This window comes from Acinetobacter amyesii, assembly GCF_023499985.1.
In the GTDB taxonomy this organism is placed as follows: Bacteria; Pseudomonadota; Gammaproteobacteria; order Pseudomonadales; family Moraxellaceae; genus Acinetobacter; species Acinetobacter amyesii.
The window spans coordinates 32,065-53,804 of sequence record NZ_JAMCOU010000035.1 but is presented as its reverse complement, the minus strand read 5'-3'; the positions used below and the strand labels follow the sequence as shown (position 1 = coordinate 53,804).

The following is a 21,740-nucleotide window of genomic DNA, read 5'->3' as shown; positions in this document are numbered from 1 at the left end:
GCTCAATCGTCAATTAGTAACTGATGTTACGCGCGTAAAAGTAATTACGCATTTTTAAAATAATTTTTAAGCCTATTCGACGGAGTCTTACATCTAGGGCTTAAATAAAGGGATTAGCCTTCGGCTGGAGGTACTCTTACGAAACGTTCTTTCTCATTTGGTAAAATGAGAAGCGTGCTTCGCAAGGAAACCATCTTGCGGTGCAATGCACCTCACCGACAAAACTCGTTCACTAGCGTCAAATTATTCAAAGTATTGCAAAAACATTTTTGATTAGGAGTGGTCCAGTCTCAAACACTTGCGGATGACCTTCCCGCGTATCGTACTTTTATTTAAATCAAATTACGCTCCTGATGTTAGTGCGTAACATCAGTTAGTAATAAGACTTACTATTGGATTGAGCATGCAAGAATGCCGGGATCAAACCTGTTAATGCAGCACGAATATCGGCACGTTCATTAATCAACTGATGCGAACCTTCTTCAAGCATGAGAAGCGTCTGTAAACGAAATTTACGACGTATAAACTCAATGTTATAACGCCAATCTACAGTTTGATCCTGTGCGCCTTGCGCTAACCACACTGGAATACGGCACGCTGGGCGTTCTTCCATCTCCTGCATCCATTTTGACATGGCCAAAATCCAATCCATCCCCATCATTCGAGGTTGTAGTGGATCTTTTAAGCGGACAAAACGTAAAAACTCAGGGTTATGATTATTCCGTCTAAAATGACGTGGCACTTCACGTTTAATACGACGAATAATGCCTAATCCAACCGAGTTATGCCACCATGCCGTTTTTGCAGGGCGAATCAGCGGAGATAATAATAAAACCCGTTCGACATATGGGTTTTTGCGATGTTCAGCAAAATCTAACAGATGATGCAGCCAAATCGCTCCACCCGTGCTCTGTCCAATCCCTAACCATGGCGTCGGTAATTGAGCCGCATGTTTAACATAACGATATACCGCTTCCAAAACTTGTTGGTAATGGTCAAAGTTTTGAATACTGGCTGGCGAGCCATTACTTAGACCATGCCCCGGTAAATCATAGGTTAAAACACTAAAACCTTGATCTAAGAGTTCACGAATAATCGGCTGATATATTCCACTATGCTCTAAATAACCATGCAATAAAAATACTGTGCCTTTAATGACATCCGTTTCAGCCTTTAGTTTCGGTTGAAATACTTGTACATGTAATTTGAACAAAGGCATTTCTACATAGCCTTGCCAATGTTCACAGTTCAAGGCATCTAAACCATAAAGTCGTCTATAAGACTGTATTTCAACACTAGGCTCAAAAGGTCGATTTAAATTTAGAGGTTCTAATACTTGTGGGGTTAATTCTCGACTTGGAACAGGAAGATCTAATTGTTTAAGGATCGAAGGATTAAGAAATGGGATATCTGACATTATGGGACCTCCCGACAGTCACTTGAGCCAAACCAAACATCACGTAAGGTGGCTAATAATTCATAATTAGCACGACGACTATGGTCATAATTTTTTTCACTTGGTCGCCATGTAGTTAATGTTGTTGGCATAGGTGCAACAACAGGAATGGTTTCGATACCATTTAATGCAAATAAACGACGTGTTCGAGGCATATGATATTGGTCAGTGATTAAAATAACCGTCGGTGCCCCACCTTTTTTCTGTAAAAGCAACGAACTAAAACGCGAATTTTCGCAAGTATTCATACTGCGGTCTTCAAGCAATTTCGCATCGACATCATATTGCTTCAACCATGCTTGCATATACGGTGCTTCAACACCACTCAGTACAATCGGTAACTTATTGGCTCGTTCAACATCGAGTGTTTTTTCCAGTCGAAGTCGTGTGTAGTCATTCACTACGATATCTTTATCATTTTTATCTAAGGTTAAACCACCACCTAACACCACGATCGCATACGGCTCTGCGGTTGGCTGCTTCAGGGTTTTATCTTTCATTTTGGCAAGATCAAGATATGTTTCATCATCGATCGGTTCCGCTTCTGAAGCCGCTTGCTCAATTTCATGGGTTTTTAAGAACTCGGTATATTGAGTCATCAGTCCTTTATTTTCCGCACTATTGAGCTCAAGCAGCTCTTTCATTTTTTGAGCAGGATTTTCCGCCAATGCTTCAGAAGAAGCCGCCTCGGACGCAGAAGGATTCAGCAGAGGTACTTTCGGTATGTCCTTTTGACTATCATTCTTTTCTTTTTCATGTTCTTCTTCAATGAGCTGCTGTAACGCCTTATAACGTGCTTGTATAAGGGTTAAATCTTGAGGTTCATCGGACTGTATTGCTTGCTCCATGAGTTTTAAATATGCTTGGCGTGCTATCCATAAGTCAGAGCCCGGCTCATAGTTATCATCATCACTCAAGGCGCCGAGTTTTTGACTTTGCGCTGCGAGCTGATTGACTTCTACAGGAACGAAATAATTTAAACTTTTAACGATCAATTTAGAATAAAACGGCGTATAGATAAAAATCATTAGACAGCCCAAAAGTACAAATAGCACTGCGGCAATTTGTACTAAGCGAACCATCCAATGTGTTTTATGCATAAATCTAAAACCTATGTGTTTTTATTGATCTGCGTGAGATCGAATCAAGCCATTTGTATCAAATAATACAGGCTCAGGATGTAGTTCAATATTAAATTTTTCAAAAACATCATGTTGTACAGCTTTGTAAGTTGTACGTACATCTTGTAGCGTGGCGTCCTGATAATTGACCAACACCAAAGCTTGCTTATGGAACATACCCACTGAACCCACAGATTTCCCTTTCCAACCTGCTTGGTCAATCAACCAGCCCGCTGCCAGTTTTACCGCATTATTCGGTTGTGGGTAATGGGGTAAATTGGGAAATTGCAGCGCAATTTGGTCAAAGGCTTGCTGGCTAATCACAGGATTTTTAAAGAAACTTCCGACATTTGGAAATTCTTTCGGATCTGGAAGTTTGGTTTGACGGATATGAATGACTTGTTGTTGTAGGTTTTCTGCACTTAAGTCTTCGCCTACCGCCTGCTTTAAATCACCATAATTTAATTTTAAATCGGCATGTTTTAAAAGTTTAAAAGTCACATGCGTAATAATAAAACGCTCTGGCTCATCTTTAAAAATACTATGGCGATATGAAAAATGACAATCGGCAGCGCTAATACTACTTTGCTGTTCTGTTACTCGGTCATAGACCTGTACAGATTCAATAAACTCACCCGCTTCAACACCATAAGCTCCAATATTTTGCACAGGTGAAGCACCGACTAAACCGGGTATCAATGCTAAATTTTGTAAGCCATAAAACTGGTGTGCCGTCGTCCATAGCACAAAGTCATGCCACACTTGCCCAGCACCCACTTTTAAAGTCTGTGTATCGGCATCGTCTTGTACATATTCAATACCTTGAATATCCATGTGCATCACTAAAGCATGTATTTGCTCAGGCAACAGCATATTACTGCCTCCTGAAAGTACCAATACATTTAATTGCTCAGCTTTGGCAAAGTCGAGCGCTGCTTGGATATCTTCTACCGATTGAACACGTACATAATAAGATGCTACAGCATCGAGGCTTAATGTATTAAATGGCTTAAGCTGAACCTGTGTTTGAATTTGCATTCTTAAACCTTAATTTTTTTGCTGTGCTTGTAATTGAGTTTTTAAATAATTGACCCAAGCCTGACTGCTAGATTCGCATTGATCTAATACATGTTCAAACCCTGCATCACCACCATAGTACGGATCTGGTACTTCTTGTTGCGGATATTGGTGATCATGTTGACTCATCAAAGACACTTGTGCACGTAGTTGACCGAATTGTTGCTGCGCCTTTTGCATGAGGTTTTGAATATTGTCTAAATTTTCGTAGTCCATGGCCAAAATCAAATCAAATTCAATAAAATCATGAACCGTTAACTGACGTGCGCGTAATGCAGATAAGTTATAGCCTCGTAATTTTGCATGCTGTTGGCTACGAAGATCAGGCGCTTTGCCCGGATGATAATTGCTCGTACCCGCAGAGTCGACGTGAATATTGAGTTGCGCTTCATCACAAAAATGTCTGAGAACCACTTCAGCCGTAGGTGAACGGCAAATATTTCCTAAACAAACACACAACACCTTATATGGCGTGCTGGATGACATAACAACCTCAAGACTACTTTTATTTCAAGCGTCTTATGTTAAGTTATTTATAGGATGAATCCTATATCAACACTCAAGAATAATGTTTATTTGGATATAAAAAATTAGGGATAAGCCAATGAGTCAATTTCAGTTTCAAACCGTCAGCAATATTATTTCAGGCTTAGGCTCTATTTCCCAACTGAGAGAGGTCCTAGGCGACTTTCAAGCCAAGCGTGTTATGCTTGTGACCGACCCCGGTATGTTGCAACAACAATTACATTTACCCATTTTGGATATTTTAGAAAGTATCCATCAAGACTATGTAATTTATTCCAGTATTCAAGCTGACCCTGCAGAACATATAGTTTTAGATGCAGTTCAATTTGCCAAAAATGAAAAAGTAGATTTGATTATTGGTTTTGGCGGTGGCAGTTCAATGGATGTGGCTAAAATTATTGCGATTTTGGCTCATCCTAAGCAAACACAGCAGATCAGTGATTTATATGGTGTAGCTAATGCAAAACGACCACGCTTGCCACTCATTTTGATTCCGACAACGGCAGGGACCGGCTCTGAAGTCACACCAATCTCTATCGTCACTACAGGTGAAACCACCAAAACAGGTATCGTCTCACCTGTACTGTATGCCGATGTCTGTATCCTCGATGCGAACTTTACATTAAATCTCCCCGCACACATTACCGCAGCAACCGGTATCGATGCCATGGTGCATGCCATTGAAGCCTATACATCAAAAATTAAAAAAAATCCGTATGCGGATATGCTTGCTAAACAAGCTTTGCGTTTATTAAATAAAAATTTAGCGCTGGTTTTACACGACGGACATAACCTCGAAGCGCGTCAGCACATGCTAGTCGGTTCAATGCTTGCAGGTCAGGCCTTTGCTAATGCACCAGTTGCAGCGGTGCATGCACTCGCCTATCCACTCGGTGGACACTTTCATCTCTCGCATGGTCATACCAATGCACTGGTTCTCGCTGAAGTGTTAAAGTTTAATGCACCTCAGGCCAAGCAGCATTATGCAGAACTTATGAGTTGGCTAGACCCATACAGTACGGGCTGTACCGATGGTTTATGTGATTTATTTATTGATCATATGCAAAATCATTTAGATCAGAGCGGTTTGGTGCTTAAACTCAGTCAACTCAATGTGCCTGAAAATATGCTCGATCGTTTAGCAGAAGATGCGCTATTACAAACACGACTATTACAAAATAATCCGCGAGAACTGCAGTTTGAAGACGCTCGCCAGATTTACCAATCAATTTATGCCTAAAGTTCACTCATTTTGAAATAAAGAAAATACCAACGATGAAACCTGAAACTAAACGCCGCCAAAACTATCGATTTTTATTTCCAATCCAAACACGTTGGGCAGACAACGATATGTATGGTCATGTCAATAATGTCACCTATTACAGCTATTTTGATACTGCTGCAAATGCACTCTTGATTCAACATGCCGGTTTTGATTTGCGAAATACCCCGATCATTGGTTTAGTGGTCGATTCAGCCTGCAGCTTTTTACAAGAACTGTCCTATCCAGAAATCATTGAAGTTGGGGTTGCGATTGAAAAAATTGGTAATTCTTCACTGCGCTATGACTTAGCCATTTTTAAACAAGGACAAAATGAGGCTGCAGCTCAAGGACATTTCGTGCATGTATTTGTTGACCGCCAAACACGAAAAAGCACCTCGATACCCGAAGATATGCGAGATGCTTTAACTCAATTTTTACTTTAATTTTTATATCCAGCTTGAAACTTATTTGAGCTGGATATTTTGCAACTCACCATCAAAGCTTTTGAGTAAGTCTTTCACAACAGGCTCTGCATGTAATAACTCATTTGCACGTGCAAAGGCTTTTTCCTTGCGGACATGTTGTAAAGCAAACGGTGTGGTTTCTTCGACATCTTCAAAGTTGATATGGAAACGACATTTTGACCATTGCGCATGAATGGCTTGTTCCAATACATGCTGCAATTGAGTCACTAAAGCTTCGTATCGCTTTGGAATATGGAAAGTCGATTCACCGTCAATCGTACCGCGCATGATGCCATGCTGAGCCAACTCTTGTACCGCAGGTGAAAGTTGACTATTTCGGAACCAATACTCCCACTTTTCGACCGTCCACTCACCTTCAAGGGTTTGAGGCTGTAAAGTCAAAATATCTTGTGGCATCAAGGTAGAAGATGAACCCGTTTGAACAGCATCCGAAGAAACAGAACTTTGCGTAACTTGTGCTGATGCTAGATCAAAACCATTGTCGCCTTGAGCACCCGAAACTGATTCATTCACCACATGTTGTGGTTCAATGGCATTTATCAAATGTGGCTGAGCTGTTTCAGGCTCTACACTTTTTGACTCTAAAGCTGTTGGTTCTAAAGGTGCAATATCTTCAAAATTTATAGCGCTCACATCGACTTCTTCAGTTTCAGTACTCGGCGTCGGATCTAAATCAAATAATGTATCTTCTGCCACGGCATCCATAACAAGCGTGTCATTTTGCTGTGTCGATACAGACTCAACCGGTGCAACCTCTTGCGTATCTAGAGTGCCATTTGCTGTAGATGCTGTAGAAGTTTGGCTTATTGCGTCTTCTTCAGGATCATCTAAAAAATCATCAGATGAAGGTTCATCGACTGCAGGTGCAGGAACATAGCCATCATCGTCGTCATAATGTGAATCATCAAAATCATCGAAAGCTGGCGATGTGTCTACAGCGGGCACAGCTTTAGGTTGATCTAGAGCGACAACCTGCGCAGCAGACTCAACAACGGTATTGGGTTGCTGCAAAGACTGTGTTTGAGTCGGCTGAACTGTTTCGGCCTGATTTTGAGCAAGCTGTGGCTGTGCGGCTGACTCTTGCTGTACGGCAGAGACCAACATTTCATTCGGCTGTAATGGTCGGAATGCTAATAGACGCAGCACACACATCTCAAAACCTTGCTCTTGTGTCACTGCCAACTGCAAGTCTGCCCGACCTTTGCATGCGACTTGATAATACAACTGCAAATCTTGAGCTGAAATCAACTGCGACAATTGCATAATTTTTTGATTGATCTCAGCACTATATTTCAACGCCAAGTCTGGCAAGTATTGTAATAATGCCAATTCATGTAACGTTGAAATTAACTGATCCAATACCAGTGACACATCCAGTGCTTGTTGACGGAATTGCATGAGTAAAGCACTCACGCGTTCACGCTGATTTTGATGAATGGCTAAAATCAAATCATAAATGATCGTACGGTCAATTAGGCCCAACATGTCTTTAACATCTTGGTGCTGAATTGAACCCTGACCATAGGCAATCGCTTGATCAGTTAGTGACAATGCATCACGCAGTGAACCTTGAGCCGATTCAGCAATTTGCCAAATCGCATCTTGCTCCGCTTGAATTTGTTCTTTTTGTAAGATATCTGTCAAATGCGATGTGATTTCATCCACCGCTAAAGGACGCAAAGTAAATTGCAAGCAACGTGAAATGACAGTAATCGGTAATTTTTGTGGGTCTGTAGTTGCAAATAAGAATTTCACATGCTCTGGCGGTTCTTCGAGAGTCTTTAATAACGCATTAAATGAATGCGTAGAGAGCATATGCACTTCATCGATCAGATAAACCTTGAAGCGACCTTGGGTTGGTGCATAAGGAACGTTATCGAGTAGTTCTCGCGTATCTTCAACTTTGGTCCGTGATGCCGCATCGATTTCAATTAAATCAATAAAACGACCTTCATTTACTGCTTTACACGTTGGGCAGACTTCACACGGCGTTGAGGTTACACCTGTTTCACAGTTCAGACATTTTGCCAAAATACGGGCAATAGTGGTTTTACCCACACCTCGAGTACCTGTAAATAAATACGCATGATGTAACCGACCACGTTCTAAGGCACTGGTAAGTGCGCGTGACACATGGTTTTGTCCCACGAGTTCAATAAAATTTCGTGGACGGTATTTTCGTGCAAGTACTTGATACATGTATGCTCCTTTTTACAGGTGTAAGCATACTGTTTTTTTGTCTAATAGTGAAATAAATGGCAGAGTTTGGACAATAAAAATCCGATCTTGAGCTATCACAATGATCAGGCAAATTTAATATAAATTACGAATGCTTAAACTGCTTTATTTAAAAGGAAATCACTCTGCATTTGATAGCGTTTCGCCGTCTGGTCTTCCCGAATTTCAAGTAATTGCTGATCCAAATCAACATACAAAAGATTACGCGTTTGCACATTCATAAGTTCTAGCTGCTGCTTTGATTCATCTTTAAAACGAATTACACCTTTTAGCACTTCTACTTCGTTATGACCACTTAGACTTTCACGAGTAAGTGTATAGGTTTGGTCTTCATGTAGCTCAAGAGCCACAGCCATACCGGGACAATCTTCACAACGAGAAAGACAGCCCATACACGGCGTTGTACCTTTAAAATCACCCACCCATGCAGCTTGCTGTTTTTCGGCAGTAATCGCTTCTATCTCTTTTGCTTTCGTTGGAGTTGAATCCTGACAACCCAACATTGCCGACGTTGCGACTAAGGGAATCAAAACAACTTTTTTCATAGGGATATCACAGCAGTCTAAAACAGCGAGGGAAAATAGCATATTTTTCACATTTCCCCAATTTCTGTTCTATCCCGAAGTATCTTAAAGCCAGCCCTTGCGTCCTTTAAGTGCTTTGTCTGCACAGCGTAGCGTTTCTTGAGTTAAGCCCCATAAGCGATAATCGCCGGTAATTGAACCCGTCGCAAAGTTATGTGTATAAGCAAAACTTAAATCACGCTGCGGATCACACCAGGCCCCAGAACCATTAAAACCAATATGTCCAAAACCTTCACTAGATTTACCTAAAGTTAAAATTCGATGATATCCCAAACGCCAATTCATCGGTAAAGGCATAATACGATCACGTTTTTTATATTGAATTTTACTTAAAGATTCAAAAACTTGTGGTGTGATTAAGGTCTGTCCTCGCCACTGGCCATGATTGGCTAGCATTGCATAGATTTTCGCTAAACTATTAGCACTAAATACGCCTGTTGCCGCAGGAATAATGGCTTGCAAACCCTCATCACTAAAAAATGAAAACTTGCGCATTCCTTTTGGAATCATACCATCTTGAAAGTCTTGCAAATTTTGTCCTGAAATTTGCAGGAGCTGATCAAAGATTGACGGTTTTCGTGTCTCGGTCTTTTTTTTCGTTGTCTGCGCTTGGGTATTTTCTTGAACAGAAGCATCTATAGTGCGTTCTTCTTTTTTCTTTTTCGGAATCAAGCGTGCAACCTTACCAAGTTGATGCTCTGGTACACCAAAAAAAGCATGATCCAACTCTAAAGGTTCAACCAAATACTGTTGCATCAATTCTGTAAGCGGTCGACCTGTGGCCTTTTCAAGTACACCACCGACTTGCCAACCGAAGGTTAACGGTTGATATGCTGCATCAGTTGATGGCTCAAAACGTGGCTTAGCTTGTTCGATGACTTTAAGCATATGTGACCAATCAGCCATTTCAGATGCTGTTTGAATGATATTACGAATATCGTATAAACCACTCTGATGACTCAGCATGTGCCTTAATGTGATATCCGACTTACCATTTTGAGCAAACTCCGGCCAATATGTTGCAACGGGAGTATCGTAATCTAGAAAGCCTTCGCTCACTAAGATATGTGCAAGCGTTGCAAGTACGCCTTTACCCGTGGAATAACAGACCGAGGGCGTATTGGACTGCCAAGCTTCTTCGGCTGACTTTTTACCAGTCCAAATATCCACGACTTTTTGACCTTTAAAATACACCACTAAGGCGGCTCCGCCTAAGTGGGTTCGAGCATCCTGCATACGGCTAAATTGCGCCGCCAAATCTTGAAACGCCTCGTCAACCGTACCTTGATAATTATTCTTCTGTGCAAATAGATATTCTTTGAGCGCCTGCATCATCATTCCTTTGAATATGAATCGCTTGAGATTAAAACAAAAAAGCCTAAACCGATATCGATTTAGGCTTAAGTCTTACAGTGCTTTCACACTTCCCGCGACATGCGGTTTTTTGTTTTTGCTATTTCGAATGGCAAACTCTGTATCTTTACCTGTTTGCGCAGTTAGGAACTCAACTTGAGAAGGTAAATACATGGGTAATTTAAACCATACATCTGCTTCATAGGCATCTGGCAAAGTTAAACTCGACAAAGCTTTAGCTTTACTCCACATACCATGTGCAATGGCTTGTTTAAAACCAAACGCTTTAGCGGTTACAGCATGAATATGAATCAAGTTAAAGTCACCAGAAGTCAACGCATAACGGCGACCGGTATTTTCAGAAACATTCCATTCAGCTTGAACTTGCAACTCAGCTGACTTTGTTTCGGTAGATTTTGACGCAGCTTTGTTCTCTGTTTTTTGACGTGCTAAATACGTGGTTAATGATTCTACAACCACTTCATCGCCCACTTTTGCAGTGGTAATAAAGTCAAATTGCACGCCTTTATCATGTGGCTGTAATTCACCAAATTTGCATGACAATGACAGTGTTTCATTCACACCAACTTTGCGATATTGCTTCACTTGGTTACGAATATGTACCAAACCTAAGATCGCAAATGGAAAAGCTTCCGTAGTCATCATATGCATTTGCAAACTTTGAGAAAGCACAGCCAAATAAATCGCTGGGATATAACCATTGTTTTTAAAGCCACAGACTTCGTTATAAGCTTTTAAATGTTTTTGATCGATCTTAAATGAATCCACCACATATTCAACTTGCGGCAGCACTTTTTCAGCTTTAGGCTTTTTAAAAATCAAGCCTTGAATCACTTTTGGATAGGCTAAATAAGGTTTTGGAAGTTGACTAAAATGGCGAGTATTCATACTAAACCTTTGGAAGTTTTATCTTTATAAAGTTCCCTTCCTTTTAAAGAAGGATATTTTAAATCCCCCTCATCCCCCTTTGATCAAGGGGGACTTCTCCTCTCTTTTTCAAAGGGAGGTCGGGAGGGATTATTAAGCCCCTAACAAGCTTTGACCACACACACGTACCACGTTACCGTTCAAGCCTGTCGACGCAGTTGAAGCAAACATCGCAATCGTTTCAGCAACATCCACAGGTAAACCACCTTGACTCATCGAGTTCATACGACGACCTGCTTCACGGATTGCAAATGGAATCGCAGCAGTCATTTGCGTTTCAATAAAGCCTGGAGCAACAGCATTAATGGTTACGCCATTTTTCAATAATGGAGCAGTAAATTTAACCACCCCAATTACACCAGCTTTAGAAGCAGCATAGTTGGTTTGACCTAAGTTACCTGCAATACCTGAAATAGAAGATACGCAAACAATACGACCATTTGCATTGAAGCCATCATTTTCAAGAAGGTAATCATTTACACGCTCAATCGCAGACAAGTTAATGTTAATCACCAAATCCCAAAGCTCAGGCTTCATATTGGCCAAAGTTTTGTCACGGGTAATTCCGGCATTGTGCACGATGATATCCAAACCACCTTGAGCAGCTGCCGCAGCTTTGATTTTTTCACCGGCATCGCTTGCAGTAATATCAATCGCGAGCGTAGAACCGCCAATTTCACCTGCAACACGGTCAAGGTCAGCTTGCTGCTGTGGAACGTCTAAACAAATGACATGCGCGCCATCACGTGACAATACATGTGCAATTGCTTCACCAATACCACGGCTTGCACCTGTTACTACAGCTGTTTTGCCTGCAAGCGGTTTATTCCAGTCAACATCCACAACATCTGCTTTCGAAACACGAATCACCTGACCCGATACATAAGCTGAACGTGGTGAAATCACAAAACGTAATGCAGATTCTAAGTTTGCTTCAGCACCTTCGTCCACATAGACTAACTGTGCAGCAATCCCTTTCTTAAACTCTTTACCGACTGATTTTACAAAACCTTCTAGTGCACGTTGTGCAATGGCTTGTTTTACAGTTTTCGCAGTTTCTGGTGTTGTACCAACAACGACAACGCGACCAGACGCCTGAATTTGACGCGCGATTGGGTTAAAAAATGCATATAAGGCATGCAGTTGTTCTGAGTTTTGAATACCGGAAGCATCAAATACCACAACTTTAAACTTAGACTCTTTATCGCCTTCGTTAAATGCGCTTAAGTTTAGACCTGATTTTGCCGCAGCTTGTTGTAATTCAGCATTATTGCCTGCATAGCTATTGGCATGAATATTTGCCAAAACTTGTGCAATAGCACCAGACAATGTTGAAGCAGGCGCTGCACCGAATAAAACCGCACCTTTAACGACAGGTGTTGCAGACTCAAAACGCTCTAAAAAAGTCGGTGATGGTAAACCTAAATTTTTGATGACAAATTTACCAATAGGAGATTTTGCAAATGTTTGGTATTGATCAGTCATGTTTATTATCTCTCATACAGATTAATTTTTGATGGATCTGAAGATATCCCTTTAACTTCAAGATGATGTCAGATACTTATATTTCAATAGTTCCATCAGTTTCCATGGAATCATACTTGAGTTAAACCGCAGATGGCTTGACCTGAATGCTTTAGCGAATGTCATTTTAGTCAATTTACCCCTTTGGTGAATATGCTAATGTAGCCGTCAAGAAGATCATCAACATGCTTGGAAAAGCCTTATGAGCAAAACAACTCAAGAAAATCCAGCAGTCGAAAGTCCGACTACGGAAACTGTGTCAAATACATCAAAGAGTACGCCACGTACCGCTAAAAGTACGGGCACAGCAACCAAGTCTACAAGTGATGCCGCTAAAATAAGCCGTCCTCGTCGTGCATCTACACGTACTAAGACACCCGCTTCAAACCCTAAAACAGCTTCAAAATCAACAACTCAAACGTCTGTTCAACAGGATAATACCATGAGTCAAAACACAGTTCGCCGCGTTGCTATTATCGGTGGTAATCGTATTCCTTTCGCTCGTTCTAACGGCGCTTACTTCACTGCTTCAAACAGCGACATGTTCACCGCAGCATTAAATGGTCTTGTTGAACGTTTCAACCTTCAAGGTCAACGCCTTGGTGAAGTTGTTGCTGGCGCAGTGTTAAAACATAGTCGTGACTTTAACATGACCCGTGAGTGTGTACTCAATACTGAACTTGCTCCTGAAACACCTGCTTACGATATTCAACAAGCATGTGGTACAGGTTTACAAGCTGCTTTCTTGGTTGCTAATAAAATTGCTTTGGGTCAAATCGAAGTGGGTGTTGCTGGCGGTGTAGATACAACCTCTGATGCACCGATCGCTTTTGGTGATGGTTTACGTAAAGCTTTACTTGAATTAAACATTGCTAAAACGGGTAAAGACCGCCTAAAAGCATTAACTAAAATTAATGTAAAAGACTTGATGGATGCGCCGAAAAACGGTGAGCCACGTACAGGTCTTTCTATGGGTGATCATCAAGCCATTACTACGCTTGAATGGGGTATTTCACGTGAAGCGCAAGATGAACTTGCTGCATCTTCACATCAAAAAATGGCAGCTGCTTACGAAGAAGGTTTCTTTGATGACCTGATTACGCCATTCCTTGGTTTAGAGCGTGACAACAACTTACGTGCAGACTCATCAGTAGAAAAACTTGCGAAGTTAAAACCAGCGTTTGGTAAAGGCGATGCGCGTACCATGACTGCGGGTAACTCGACTCCACTGACTGATGGTGCGTCATGTGTCCTTCTTGCATCAGAAGAATGGGCGAAAGCAAACGGTCACGAAGTTCTTGCTTATTTAACTTTCCAAGAAACAGCGGCGGTTGACTTTGTAGAGAAAAAAGAAGGCTTATTGATGGCGCCTGCGTATGCAGTGCCTCGTATGCTTGAACGTGCAGGTATTACGCTACAAGATTTCGATTACTATGAAATTCATGAAGCGTTTGCATCTCAAGTATTATCTACACTAAAAGCATGGGAAGATCCTAAATTCTGTAAAGAACGTTTAGGCTTAGATGCACCATTGGGTTCAATAGATCGTTCTAAATTGAACGTGAAAGGTTCATCTCTTGCTGCAGGTCACCCATTTGCTGCAACTGGTGGTCGTATTATTGCGACTGCTGCAAAACTATTGAACCAAAAAGGTTCAGGCCGTGTACTTGTATCGATCTGTGCTGCGGGTGGTCAAGGCGTAACAGCAATTATTGAAAAATAATTTTTCAGATTTAAAAAAGCACCTCAAATGAGGTGCTTTTTTAATGCTTCAATGCTAAACATTATTTCGGTAATGGATTATTTTTAAAGTATTCATCCACTTTATTCCAAGGTGTTTTTGAAGCCACACCATTCAAAATGTTTTGGCTAATCCCTTGGCATAACTCTGAATCTGGACGTGTATGGAAGCTGTTTTCGGATCCATATACGGTAACGAACCTGGCTGACGCTGGAAATAGAAATTTAGGTTATCCATCATTGCTTCAAAGCCCCAGCCTTCCATTGCCCAAGCGCTATTATGACCGCCCCAATGATGCCCGAATTCATGTGCAACAATTCGATAGCCAGATTGTCTATAATGACCGTAGTAAATCCATCCATCTACACCAAGTACCTGACCGCCGCCAAGCCCACCACCCATGTTGGTAACACCGAGGCTAATCTGCCCACGGTTTAAAATACTATTATAAATATTTTTATAATCTTCAGCTTTGAAGTAGCCATTGGCCCCTTCTACACGGCCTGCATTACCAAAGGAGTCATGCCCCATTGCAACCTTATGATTAAACCACAGTGTTTCAAACTCAGGCGTACTGATCATATAGGCAAAGTTAGTCATCATGATGACCCATTCACGCGCATACAATGGTGTAATACGGCACCACTTCGATTCGCTTTCAGGATTGTACGTACCAAAAGTCAGTTTCCACTGCGCTTTAATCGTATTTAACTTCTGAACGTGCGTATCTGAATCTGAGGTGATTTTAACTTCTTCAAAGAGTTCAATAGGCACTTCACTAAAATTGCTTAGACCTTCAATACGTGCCGAACCAATTTTATTAACCAAATTAAATCCAGCATTTTTATCAATGGTCAAATTGAGTTTGCTTGTAGAGAACGGTGTTAAACGATCCAGTGTCGCAATTTCAACCCATTGCTCACTTTGACGCAGCTTGCCAACAATTTTTAAATTATTCACTTCTGCCGCACTGTAGCTTTGCAAATGAATACCGCTACCAGTAAATGAAGCCGATAATATTTTATTGACAGGGATATTGCGCAAAGTGGTATTAGTTAATGTTGCCCAGCTTTCGCCGTCTTGCAGCGTACGGGTTTGTTCAGTCGCTTTCGACTCGAGCAAGTTAGTTGATGCGACTGGTGTATCTGAGATCACTTGCTTAATTTTACGTAGCGGCAATGCAATAATTTTTTGATTTGACAGTGTATAAATAACATCGCCATATACCGTTATATCTAAAGATTTAGGTAAATTTTGACCATTCTGTCCCGCCAAACGGTACTGCTGCACATTATCTACTACGCTACTTGGCAACGCAGTCGTCAAGCTTGCTAGATTATTTTTTGAATAGCTGACAATTTTTCCACTCGGCTACGCTGCATAGAGCAAGTTGTCCGTTGCACTATGTACCACGGTTGCGACTGAGTTTTGCGTTTTATCTGGCTGAACAAATGATTCTGTATCTAGGGCTTCATGAATATTTTTAATGTTATAGACATAGGTATGACCATTCGTTGTTGTGGCATATAGCTGATCACCAATAATTTCTAAACGCGGTACACAACCTGAGCCACAGCTTGGCAATGCAAGGCGGCTAAACTTTCTTAAAGCAGCACTAGATTTGCCATTCACCGTTCCCTGAGTCCAGACATTGATACGGTTTAAGTTATCCGCGACAAAAACATATTGATCATTTGCGATGACTGCACTTGGATTAGTCATCGCATAAAACGGCTGACCACCGTTTGTAGACCCAGTACCTAAAGACCCAAAATAGGCAGGTGCAGTTCCTGAAATATCAAAAATATCTGCGCGTTGGCTGCCTGATGACGATACATAAAGACGATTGCCTGCGATGTATATATCGCTAATATCCGCCCATAATTTTCCTGTATTGCCAAAAGCACTTGCTGCGGAAATTGAACTGAGAACTGTCTTATTTTTTAAATCATAACGCAGAATTTCTACTGTCGGCTGATTGTTTGCAATATATAAAACGTCGCCGCTGCGCTGAATGGCTGTTGGACTCCATGATGCTAAAGAAAATGTTGAAACATTTAACTCTGAAGCCACATCAGCTAAACGGATGCCGTTAGCTAAATTAATTTGACCTTGATTCTGTGTAGATTCTGTTGGAGCAGTTGATTGTCCAGACTCACCACCACCTCCACCACACCCGTCATTATGAGTGCAACCACTACTGCTAATGCACGTAATTTCATCCAAACACCGCTAAAAAATAAAATACAAATAATCAATATCTTATAATTCTAAAAACAATATTTACCTAATCATTAAACTGGGATCAGCATCAATATTGAGTGATGTTATTAGTATATTTTTCACATTAACAATGCAGAGATGGTCATGTAATACATTTTTTATAGGTAAAATTCTATTTATTTTCCCGATAATTAAACTTAAATAGAAATAATTCCTCAATGGAAGTAATACACCCACTGAAAAACAAAGACTAAAAGATATTTTTTAACCTTTCCGACATCGGTTGCTGTACCTCAGTCCAAAGCAGAACTTATAAAAGGTTCTGGCCGTATACACATCTTGATCTGTATTGCTGATGGTCATGGATAAACAAGGATGATTAAATAATAAATACTTAAAGAAAAAAACCGCTCTTAAGAGCGGGTTTTTACGATTCAATCATTTTTTAGAAACGATACCCTACGCCTAAGTAAGTAATGATAGGATCAATATCGATCTTGGTCGTTGCATGAATTAATTGTTCACCCGTCGTTTGGTTAATCACATCAATCTTGGTTTTATTATTTAACTTTGCATAAGACACCGAAGCAACCGTAAACCAACTTGGGTTGAAGTCATAAGTAAATCCAAGTGTGACTATTGGAGCAATCGCATCATCCGCATCGACATCGACCACCATTTTTCCAGATGATTCTTTACCATCGAGTGCTGCACCCGCATTATTATCTTTAATGTTTTGAATCATATGTCCTGCAGCAATTAAGTCAGATTCAATTCCTTTATTGAGTTCAATATCATTAAAATAAGCATACATGATCCCTGCACCCACATAAGGTCTAAACTTATTTACACCCGACTGACCAAATTGGTACTGTGCCTGAAATACCGGCGTCCAAGCTCTCGCACTCGCCGCCTTACCATAAGATGATAGATCCGTAATGGGTACTGCGTAATCTAGTGGTAAACCATCTGGGAATAACATACCGCCCAGACCACCTGGCTCTGCAAGACCAGATAATGGCGCGGTAATCATACCCTTACCTTTAATATCTACCTCAGGTGGGATACCGCCAATCACTTGCAAAGAAACATTATCATTAATATGGTAGTTAAATGTTAAACCTAATGTATCGACATCTTCTGCTTCAAGCCCCGTACCTTCAGCTGACCAATTATCTAGTCCATTGATCGTTGCGATCCCTGCAATCTCTGACTTGATGTTGCCATCCTTATCTTTAATTAATCCTCCCAAAGGGCCATTCACAAGGTCGGTTAAAGTGTCCTTAAGATTCGCGGAATTACTCCCTTCATTATAAATTGCATTCGGATCAATCGCTTTTAGAAAACCTTCAGCACTAATTGTGCCTACTTTAGCCTGTGTGCCATTTGCTACCGCAGTATTAATATCAAATGGATTTGCTTTCCCTTGCGGCATCACATGCATCCAACCCGCAGATACAGAAAAACGTTTAAAGTTACCATCTGCAAATGTAAATTGTGTAAGCCCAAGCAAAACAGCAGGTGTGACAATTTTTATCAATTTCATATGCTAACTCCTTGTCTTGCATATTTTTTTAATCAACTTATAAAAACATTCTTTGTTTTTATATTTAAAAGTTATGTAATTAGTATAATTTTTTATAGTTATATTATGTTTTTATATATTGTTATTTGTTAACTTCTGCCCTATTTAAAGCAAAAAAGGCCTGTACTTATCAATACAGGCCAATGTAATTTTCTTATTGAAATTTAACGATATTGTGGTTGGTAACCCAAGTGCGCCTCAATCTGGTCATAGCACCATTGGAAAATAAATGTATAGACTAAAATACACATGGTCATACTAAAATCGAGCAAAATCGCCTGCCATAAGGTCATATGCATGGCATAAGCCACCATTGGGATGGTTGCAAGCATTAAACCGCCCTCAAATCCAATTGCATGTAAAACACGTACACCAAAGGTTCTTTTTAACTTTCTTTTTGCTTCAAATTTTTCAAAATAATGATTAAAAATCATGTTCCAAATCACAGAAGTGACCGCCATTGCAATACCGAGCGTACCTGTCACCTCCATCGGAACTTTAAAAATAAAACTTAAAGCAATAGCAATGATCACCAATAGGATGATCTCATAGCTTAGCGCATGAATAATCCTTCTCTTGGAAATCGTCATTTTGAAACACTCTATCATTTGTAAAAATCACATTTTATTTTTATATTATTGATTAATCGAGTTAGGTTCTTTCAATATTACTGAAAGGTTGTATTCCTTTATTTTTTATATGCACATGAATATTAATCAAGAACAACTGATGATTTTTAAAACAGTCATGGAAACAGGATCATTTTCCGCAGCCGCCAGACAACTCGGCAAAGTGCCATCAGCAGTCAGCATGTCCATTGCGAATTTCGAAATTGATCTCAACCTTAAACTGTTTGAGCGCGTTGGTCGTGAGCCTGTGCCCACCGCTCAAGCGCTTAACCTGTATGAAAAAACTGAACAATTATTGATAGAAATCAATCAATGGAAACAGCATGCAATTGCACTGAGTCATGGTTTAGAGTCTTCACTGAATATCGTGGTGGTATCAGAGCTACTACATACGCAGTGGACCAACTATATCTCTTTGCTAGAAACTCATTTTCCATCTTTGCAAATCAATATTTTTTCTGCGCCTCAAGAAGATGCCCAAAAGATGTTATTACAGGGTCAAGCGCAGCTTGCTCTAATGTTTGAACGTGAACAGCTTGAGAGTTATGAACAATTTGTCGAATTGAAGCGTGAAGCATTGGTTCCTGTTGCTGCGACAAAACATGCCCTGTCGAAATTTAAGCAAGTCAGTTTTGAGCAAATTTTGCAAAGTCGGCAAATCGTGGTTGCAAGTCGTGATAAAAGCATCAAACCAGAGTTGTTATTTTCCAAACACAGTTGGCGTACAGATAACCACCACTCAGCCTGTTCTATGATTATTCAAGGTCTGGGTTGGGGTGTGCTTCCATTAGAGATGTTTAATGAAAATCCGACGCTCAAAGATCAACTCAAAATCTTAAGCTTTCAAGATTTCACACCCAAATTTGAATATTTCGTCGACTTGGTCTGGAACCGTGAAAAACCTCTCGGCTCGGCTGCTCATTTTTTGATTAATCACATCCGAAATTCACGAAAAACTACGATTTAGACTGCCTAATTGGGCGTTTTTTGGTTGGGTTCTAAACAGATTGTGTTATAAAAGTATGTACACCAAGAACATTAAGAACTAGATTTCAAATGACTCAAAATGCGTTAAACCAATTAAAAAGCCTAACAACGATTGTTGCTGACAGCAGTGATTTAGCTGCGATTAATACATTCCGTCCATTGGATGCGACCACAAATCCATCTTTAATTACAGCAGCGGCAAATCAACCTGAAAATAAAGAACTGATTGAAAGTGCTTTTGAACAAGCGCGTAAAGAAGGTTATCAAAATGATGAGCTGGTTGAGCGCACCATCGATATTCTTACGGTCAAATTTGGTGTAGAAATTTTAAAATTGATCGAAGGACGTGTATCTACAGAAGTCGATGCAGCCTTGTCTTATGATACTGATGCCACCATTGCAAAAGCTAAAGAGTTACTGGCTTTATATGCACAGCATGGTATCGATCAAAACCGTATCTTAATTAAAATTGCCTCAACGTGGGAAGGCATTCAAGCCGCTAAAGCCCTTGAAGCCGAAGGTATTCACTGTAATCTGACGCTATTGTTTGGCTTACATCAAGCTCAAGCCTGTGCAGATGCTCAAGTCACACTGATTTCGCCATTTGTTGGTCGTATTTTAGATTGGTACAAAAAAGCTGAAAATGTGGATAGCTACCCGATTGAGAAAGATCCGGGCGTGTTATCAGTGAAGCAGATTTACCACTACTACAAACAACATGACATCAAAACTGAAATTATGGGTGCTAGCTTCCGTAGTATTGATCAAGTGCTTGGCTTAGCAGGTTGTGATTTATTAACGGTTTCACCGAATTTATTGGCAGAACTGGAAAAAGATCAGCGTACCGTGGAAGTGCAATTGTCTAATCATCATGCGCATGCACACTGTCAACACGATGTACAAGTGCTCGACAAGCAAACTTTCAAAGCTGAAGTTGAAAAAGACTTAATGTCTTTCCAACTATTACAAGGCGGTATTGATGGTTTTATTAAAGCCCGTGAGCAATTAAGTAGCTTACTGCGTCAAACTTTTGGCTTAGATGCTGAAATAAAAGCATAAATTAGAAATTTTCAGTTTCATCTAGAACCGAAGTTGTATACTACAGCTTCGGTTTTTTATTTGAGTGTCTTCAGTGTTTGGAATCACAGACTTAACGACCTTTATTATTGGTACGATATTAATTGTGATTTTACCCGGTCCAAATTCACTTTATGTCATGTCTGTTGCCTCTCGCTATGGCATTAAGGTCGGCTATTTAGGCGCTTTTGGTGTCTATACTGGCGATTTGATCTTAATCTTACTCACTGCTCTCGGCGCTGCATCCTTACTTCACGCCTTCCCTTGGTTATTCTTATTATTAAAAATTGTCGGTGCGCTGTATTTAAGTTATCTAGGTATCAAACTTTTCAAGGCTGCCTACCAAACATGGAATGCCGTTCAGATGCCAGAACAACTCGACACCAAGCAACTGAGTTTGAATGAATTGAAACCGTTTAAGACTGCATTAACCATCAGTATTTTAAACCCTAAAGCCATTCTTTTTTACTTATCGTTCTTTGTGCAATTCGTTGATCCTGCATATCCATATCCTGCGATTACATTTACCGTACTCGCGATCGTATTGCAAATTATCAGTATGAGCTATTTAACGATTTTGATCTTTTCGGGTGCAAAACTGGCCACCTATTTTAGCCATCGTTATAAATTTACGGCATGCTGCGTGGCAGCAGTTGGTCTTCTATTTTGTGGATTTGGTCTAAAACTTGCGACATCTACCATGTAACTGCCATGGGCAAAGTAGTACTGTTTTTTCTTAGGAAATTCCATATCCCTTTAAAGTTTTGAATGGATAAAACATCCTCAATGTGGGTTGTCGATTCGTTCTATTAAAGTGCCTTTTATTAAAGTGTCGTTCGTGAATAAATAAAGTATTTCCCTAACATCTTGTTAAGCACTTTTACTGTACAGGACTTGAGCGTATCATCCTGAAAAATGTCATC

At 40.4% G+C, this 21,740-nt stretch carries 19 protein-coding genes; 6 read left to right on the top strand and 13 right to left on the bottom strand.

From position 1 onward, the window contains the following. Positions 1–373: 373 nt before the first annotated feature. Genes M5F03_RS12945 through M5F03_RS12930 form a run of 4 tightly spaced genes read right to left on the bottom strand, consistent with a single transcriptional unit; the run spans position 374 to position 4,140 of the window. Positions 374–1,417, bottom strand: a complete 1,044-nt coding sequence (locus tag M5F03_RS12945; RefSeq protein ID WP_249708534.1) for an alpha/beta hydrolase — start codon at positions 1,415–1,417, stop codon at positions 374–376. Next, positions 1,417–2,556: a YdcF family protein gene (locus tag M5F03_RS12940; RefSeq protein WP_078188595.1), complete on the bottom strand. Its 1,140-nt coding sequence runs from the start codon at positions 2,554–2,556 to the stop codon at positions 1,417–1,419. Before M5F03_RS12940 ends, M5F03_RS12945 begins: the two co-directional genes overlap by 1 nt. A 21-nt stretch (positions 2,557–2,577) precedes the next feature. Continuing rightward, entirely contained in the window at positions 2,578–3,615 is a 1,038-nt protein-coding gene (murB, locus tag M5F03_RS12935; RefSeq protein WP_249708532.1) for a UDP-N-acetylmuramate dehydrogenase, read from the bottom strand. Positions 3,616–3,624: 9 nt separating this feature from the next. Further along, on the bottom strand, positions 3,625–4,140 hold the full coding sequence (locus tag M5F03_RS12930; protein ID WP_111884272.1) for a low molecular weight protein-tyrosine-phosphatase: 516 nt from the start codon (positions 4,138–4,140) through the stop codon (positions 3,625–3,627). Positions 4,141–4,258: 118 nt separating this feature from the next. On the opposite strand from M5F03_RS12930, the gene M5F03_RS12925 reads away from it, so the two are divergent. After that, entirely contained in the window at positions 4,259–5,419 is a 1,161-nt protein-coding gene (locus M5F03_RS12925) for an iron-containing alcohol dehydrogenase (protein WP_078193982.1), read from the top strand. Between the two features lie 35 nt (positions 5,420–5,454). Next, entirely contained in the window at positions 5,455–5,886 is a 432-nt protein-coding gene (locus M5F03_RS12920; RefSeq protein WP_180035283.1) for an acyl-CoA thioesterase, read from the top strand. 21 nt (positions 5,887–5,907) lie between these two features. Here M5F03_RS12920 and dnaX read toward each other — a convergent pair whose 3' ends face one another. The 5 genes from dnaX to M5F03_RS12895 form a co-directional block, all read right to left on the bottom strand. Then, positions 5,908–8,127, bottom strand: coding sequence for a DNA polymerase III subunit gamma/tau (gene dnaX, locus M5F03_RS12915; RefSeq protein ID WP_249708530.1), 2,220 nt, complete (start codon positions 8,125–8,127; stop codon positions 5,908–5,910). Positions 8,128–8,261: 134 nt separating this feature from the next. Next, positions 8,262–8,711 carry a copper resistance protein NlpE N-terminal domain-containing protein gene (locus M5F03_RS12910; protein WP_180007896.1) on the bottom strand — a complete coding sequence of 150 codons (450 nt, stop codon included), beginning with the start codon at positions 8,709–8,711 and terminating at the stop codon, positions 8,262–8,264. An 84-nt stretch (positions 8,712–8,795) separates the two neighbouring features. Beyond that, positions 8,796–10,082, bottom strand: coding sequence for a serine hydrolase domain-containing protein (locus M5F03_RS12905; protein ID WP_249708529.1), 1,287 nt, complete (start codon positions 10,080–10,082; stop codon positions 8,796–8,798). Positions 10,083–10,157: 75 nt separating this feature from the next. Next, complete coding sequence (locus M5F03_RS12900) at positions 10,158–11,012, bottom strand: MaoC family dehydratase (RefSeq protein ID WP_249708527.1); 855 nt, start codon at positions 11,010–11,012, stop codon at positions 10,158–10,160. A 132-nt stretch (positions 11,013–11,144) separates the two neighbouring features. Continuing rightward, complete coding sequence (locus tag M5F03_RS12895) at positions 11,145–12,536, bottom strand: 3-oxoacyl-ACP reductase (RefSeq protein WP_180007894.1); 1,392 nt, start codon at positions 12,534–12,536, stop codon at positions 11,145–11,147. A gap of 241 nt (positions 12,537–12,777) precedes the next feature. Here M5F03_RS12895 and M5F03_RS12890 point away from each other — a divergent pair, with 241 nt between their 5' ends. After that, positions 12,778–14,298 (top strand): acetyl-CoA C-acetyltransferase, encoded by a 1,521-nt coding sequence (locus M5F03_RS12890; protein ID WP_180145369.1) that lies wholly within the window; start codon positions 12,778–12,780, stop codon positions 14,296–14,298. Between the two features lie 132 nt (positions 14,299–14,430). On the opposite strand, the gene M5F03_RS12885 is transcribed toward M5F03_RS12890, so the two are convergent. The 4 genes from M5F03_RS12885 to aceI form a co-directional block, all read right to left on the bottom strand. Further along, positions 14,431–15,630, bottom strand: coding sequence for a hypothetical protein (locus M5F03_RS12885; RefSeq protein ID WP_249708525.1), 1,200 nt, complete (start codon positions 15,628–15,630; stop codon positions 14,431–14,433). A 57-nt stretch (positions 15,631–15,687) separates the two neighbouring features. Continuing rightward, on the bottom strand, positions 15,688–16,542 hold the full coding sequence (locus M5F03_RS12880) for an NHL repeat-containing protein (RefSeq protein ID WP_249708524.1): 855 nt from the start codon (positions 16,540–16,542) through the stop codon (positions 15,688–15,690). Between the two features lie 442 nt (positions 16,543–16,984). Next, positions 16,985–18,085 (bottom strand): OmpW/AlkL family protein, encoded by a 1,101-nt coding sequence (locus M5F03_RS12875; protein ID WP_249708522.1) that lies wholly within the window; start codon positions 18,083–18,085, stop codon positions 16,985–16,987. Between the two features lie 203 nt (positions 18,086–18,288). Then, on the bottom strand, positions 18,289–18,714 hold the full coding sequence (gene aceI / locus M5F03_RS12870) for a chlorhexidine efflux PACE transporter AceI (RefSeq protein WP_168377760.1): 426 nt from the start codon (positions 18,712–18,714) through the stop codon (positions 18,289–18,291). A 115-nt stretch (positions 18,715–18,829) separates the two neighbouring features. Between aceI and aceR the strand changes: the two genes are divergently transcribed. The 3 genes from aceR (at position 18,830) to leuE (ending at position 21,523) form a co-directional block, all read left to right on the top strand. Further along, positions 18,830–19,720: an HTH-type transcriptional regulator AceR gene (aceR, locus tag M5F03_RS12865; RefSeq protein ID WP_180093549.1), complete on the top strand. Its 891-nt coding sequence runs from the start codon at positions 18,830–18,832 to the stop codon at positions 19,718–19,720. An 89-nt stretch (positions 19,721–19,809) separates the two neighbouring features. Further along, complete coding sequence (gene tal, locus M5F03_RS12860; protein WP_249708520.1) at positions 19,810–20,799, top strand: transaldolase; 990 nt, start codon at positions 19,810–19,812, stop codon at positions 20,797–20,799. 73 nt (positions 20,800–20,872) lie between these two features. Next, on the top strand, positions 20,873–21,523 hold the full coding sequence (leuE, locus tag M5F03_RS12855) for a leucine efflux protein LeuE (protein ID WP_180022039.1): 651 nt from the start codon (positions 20,873–20,875) through the stop codon (positions 21,521–21,523). Positions 21,524–21,740 lie beyond the last annotated feature (217 nt).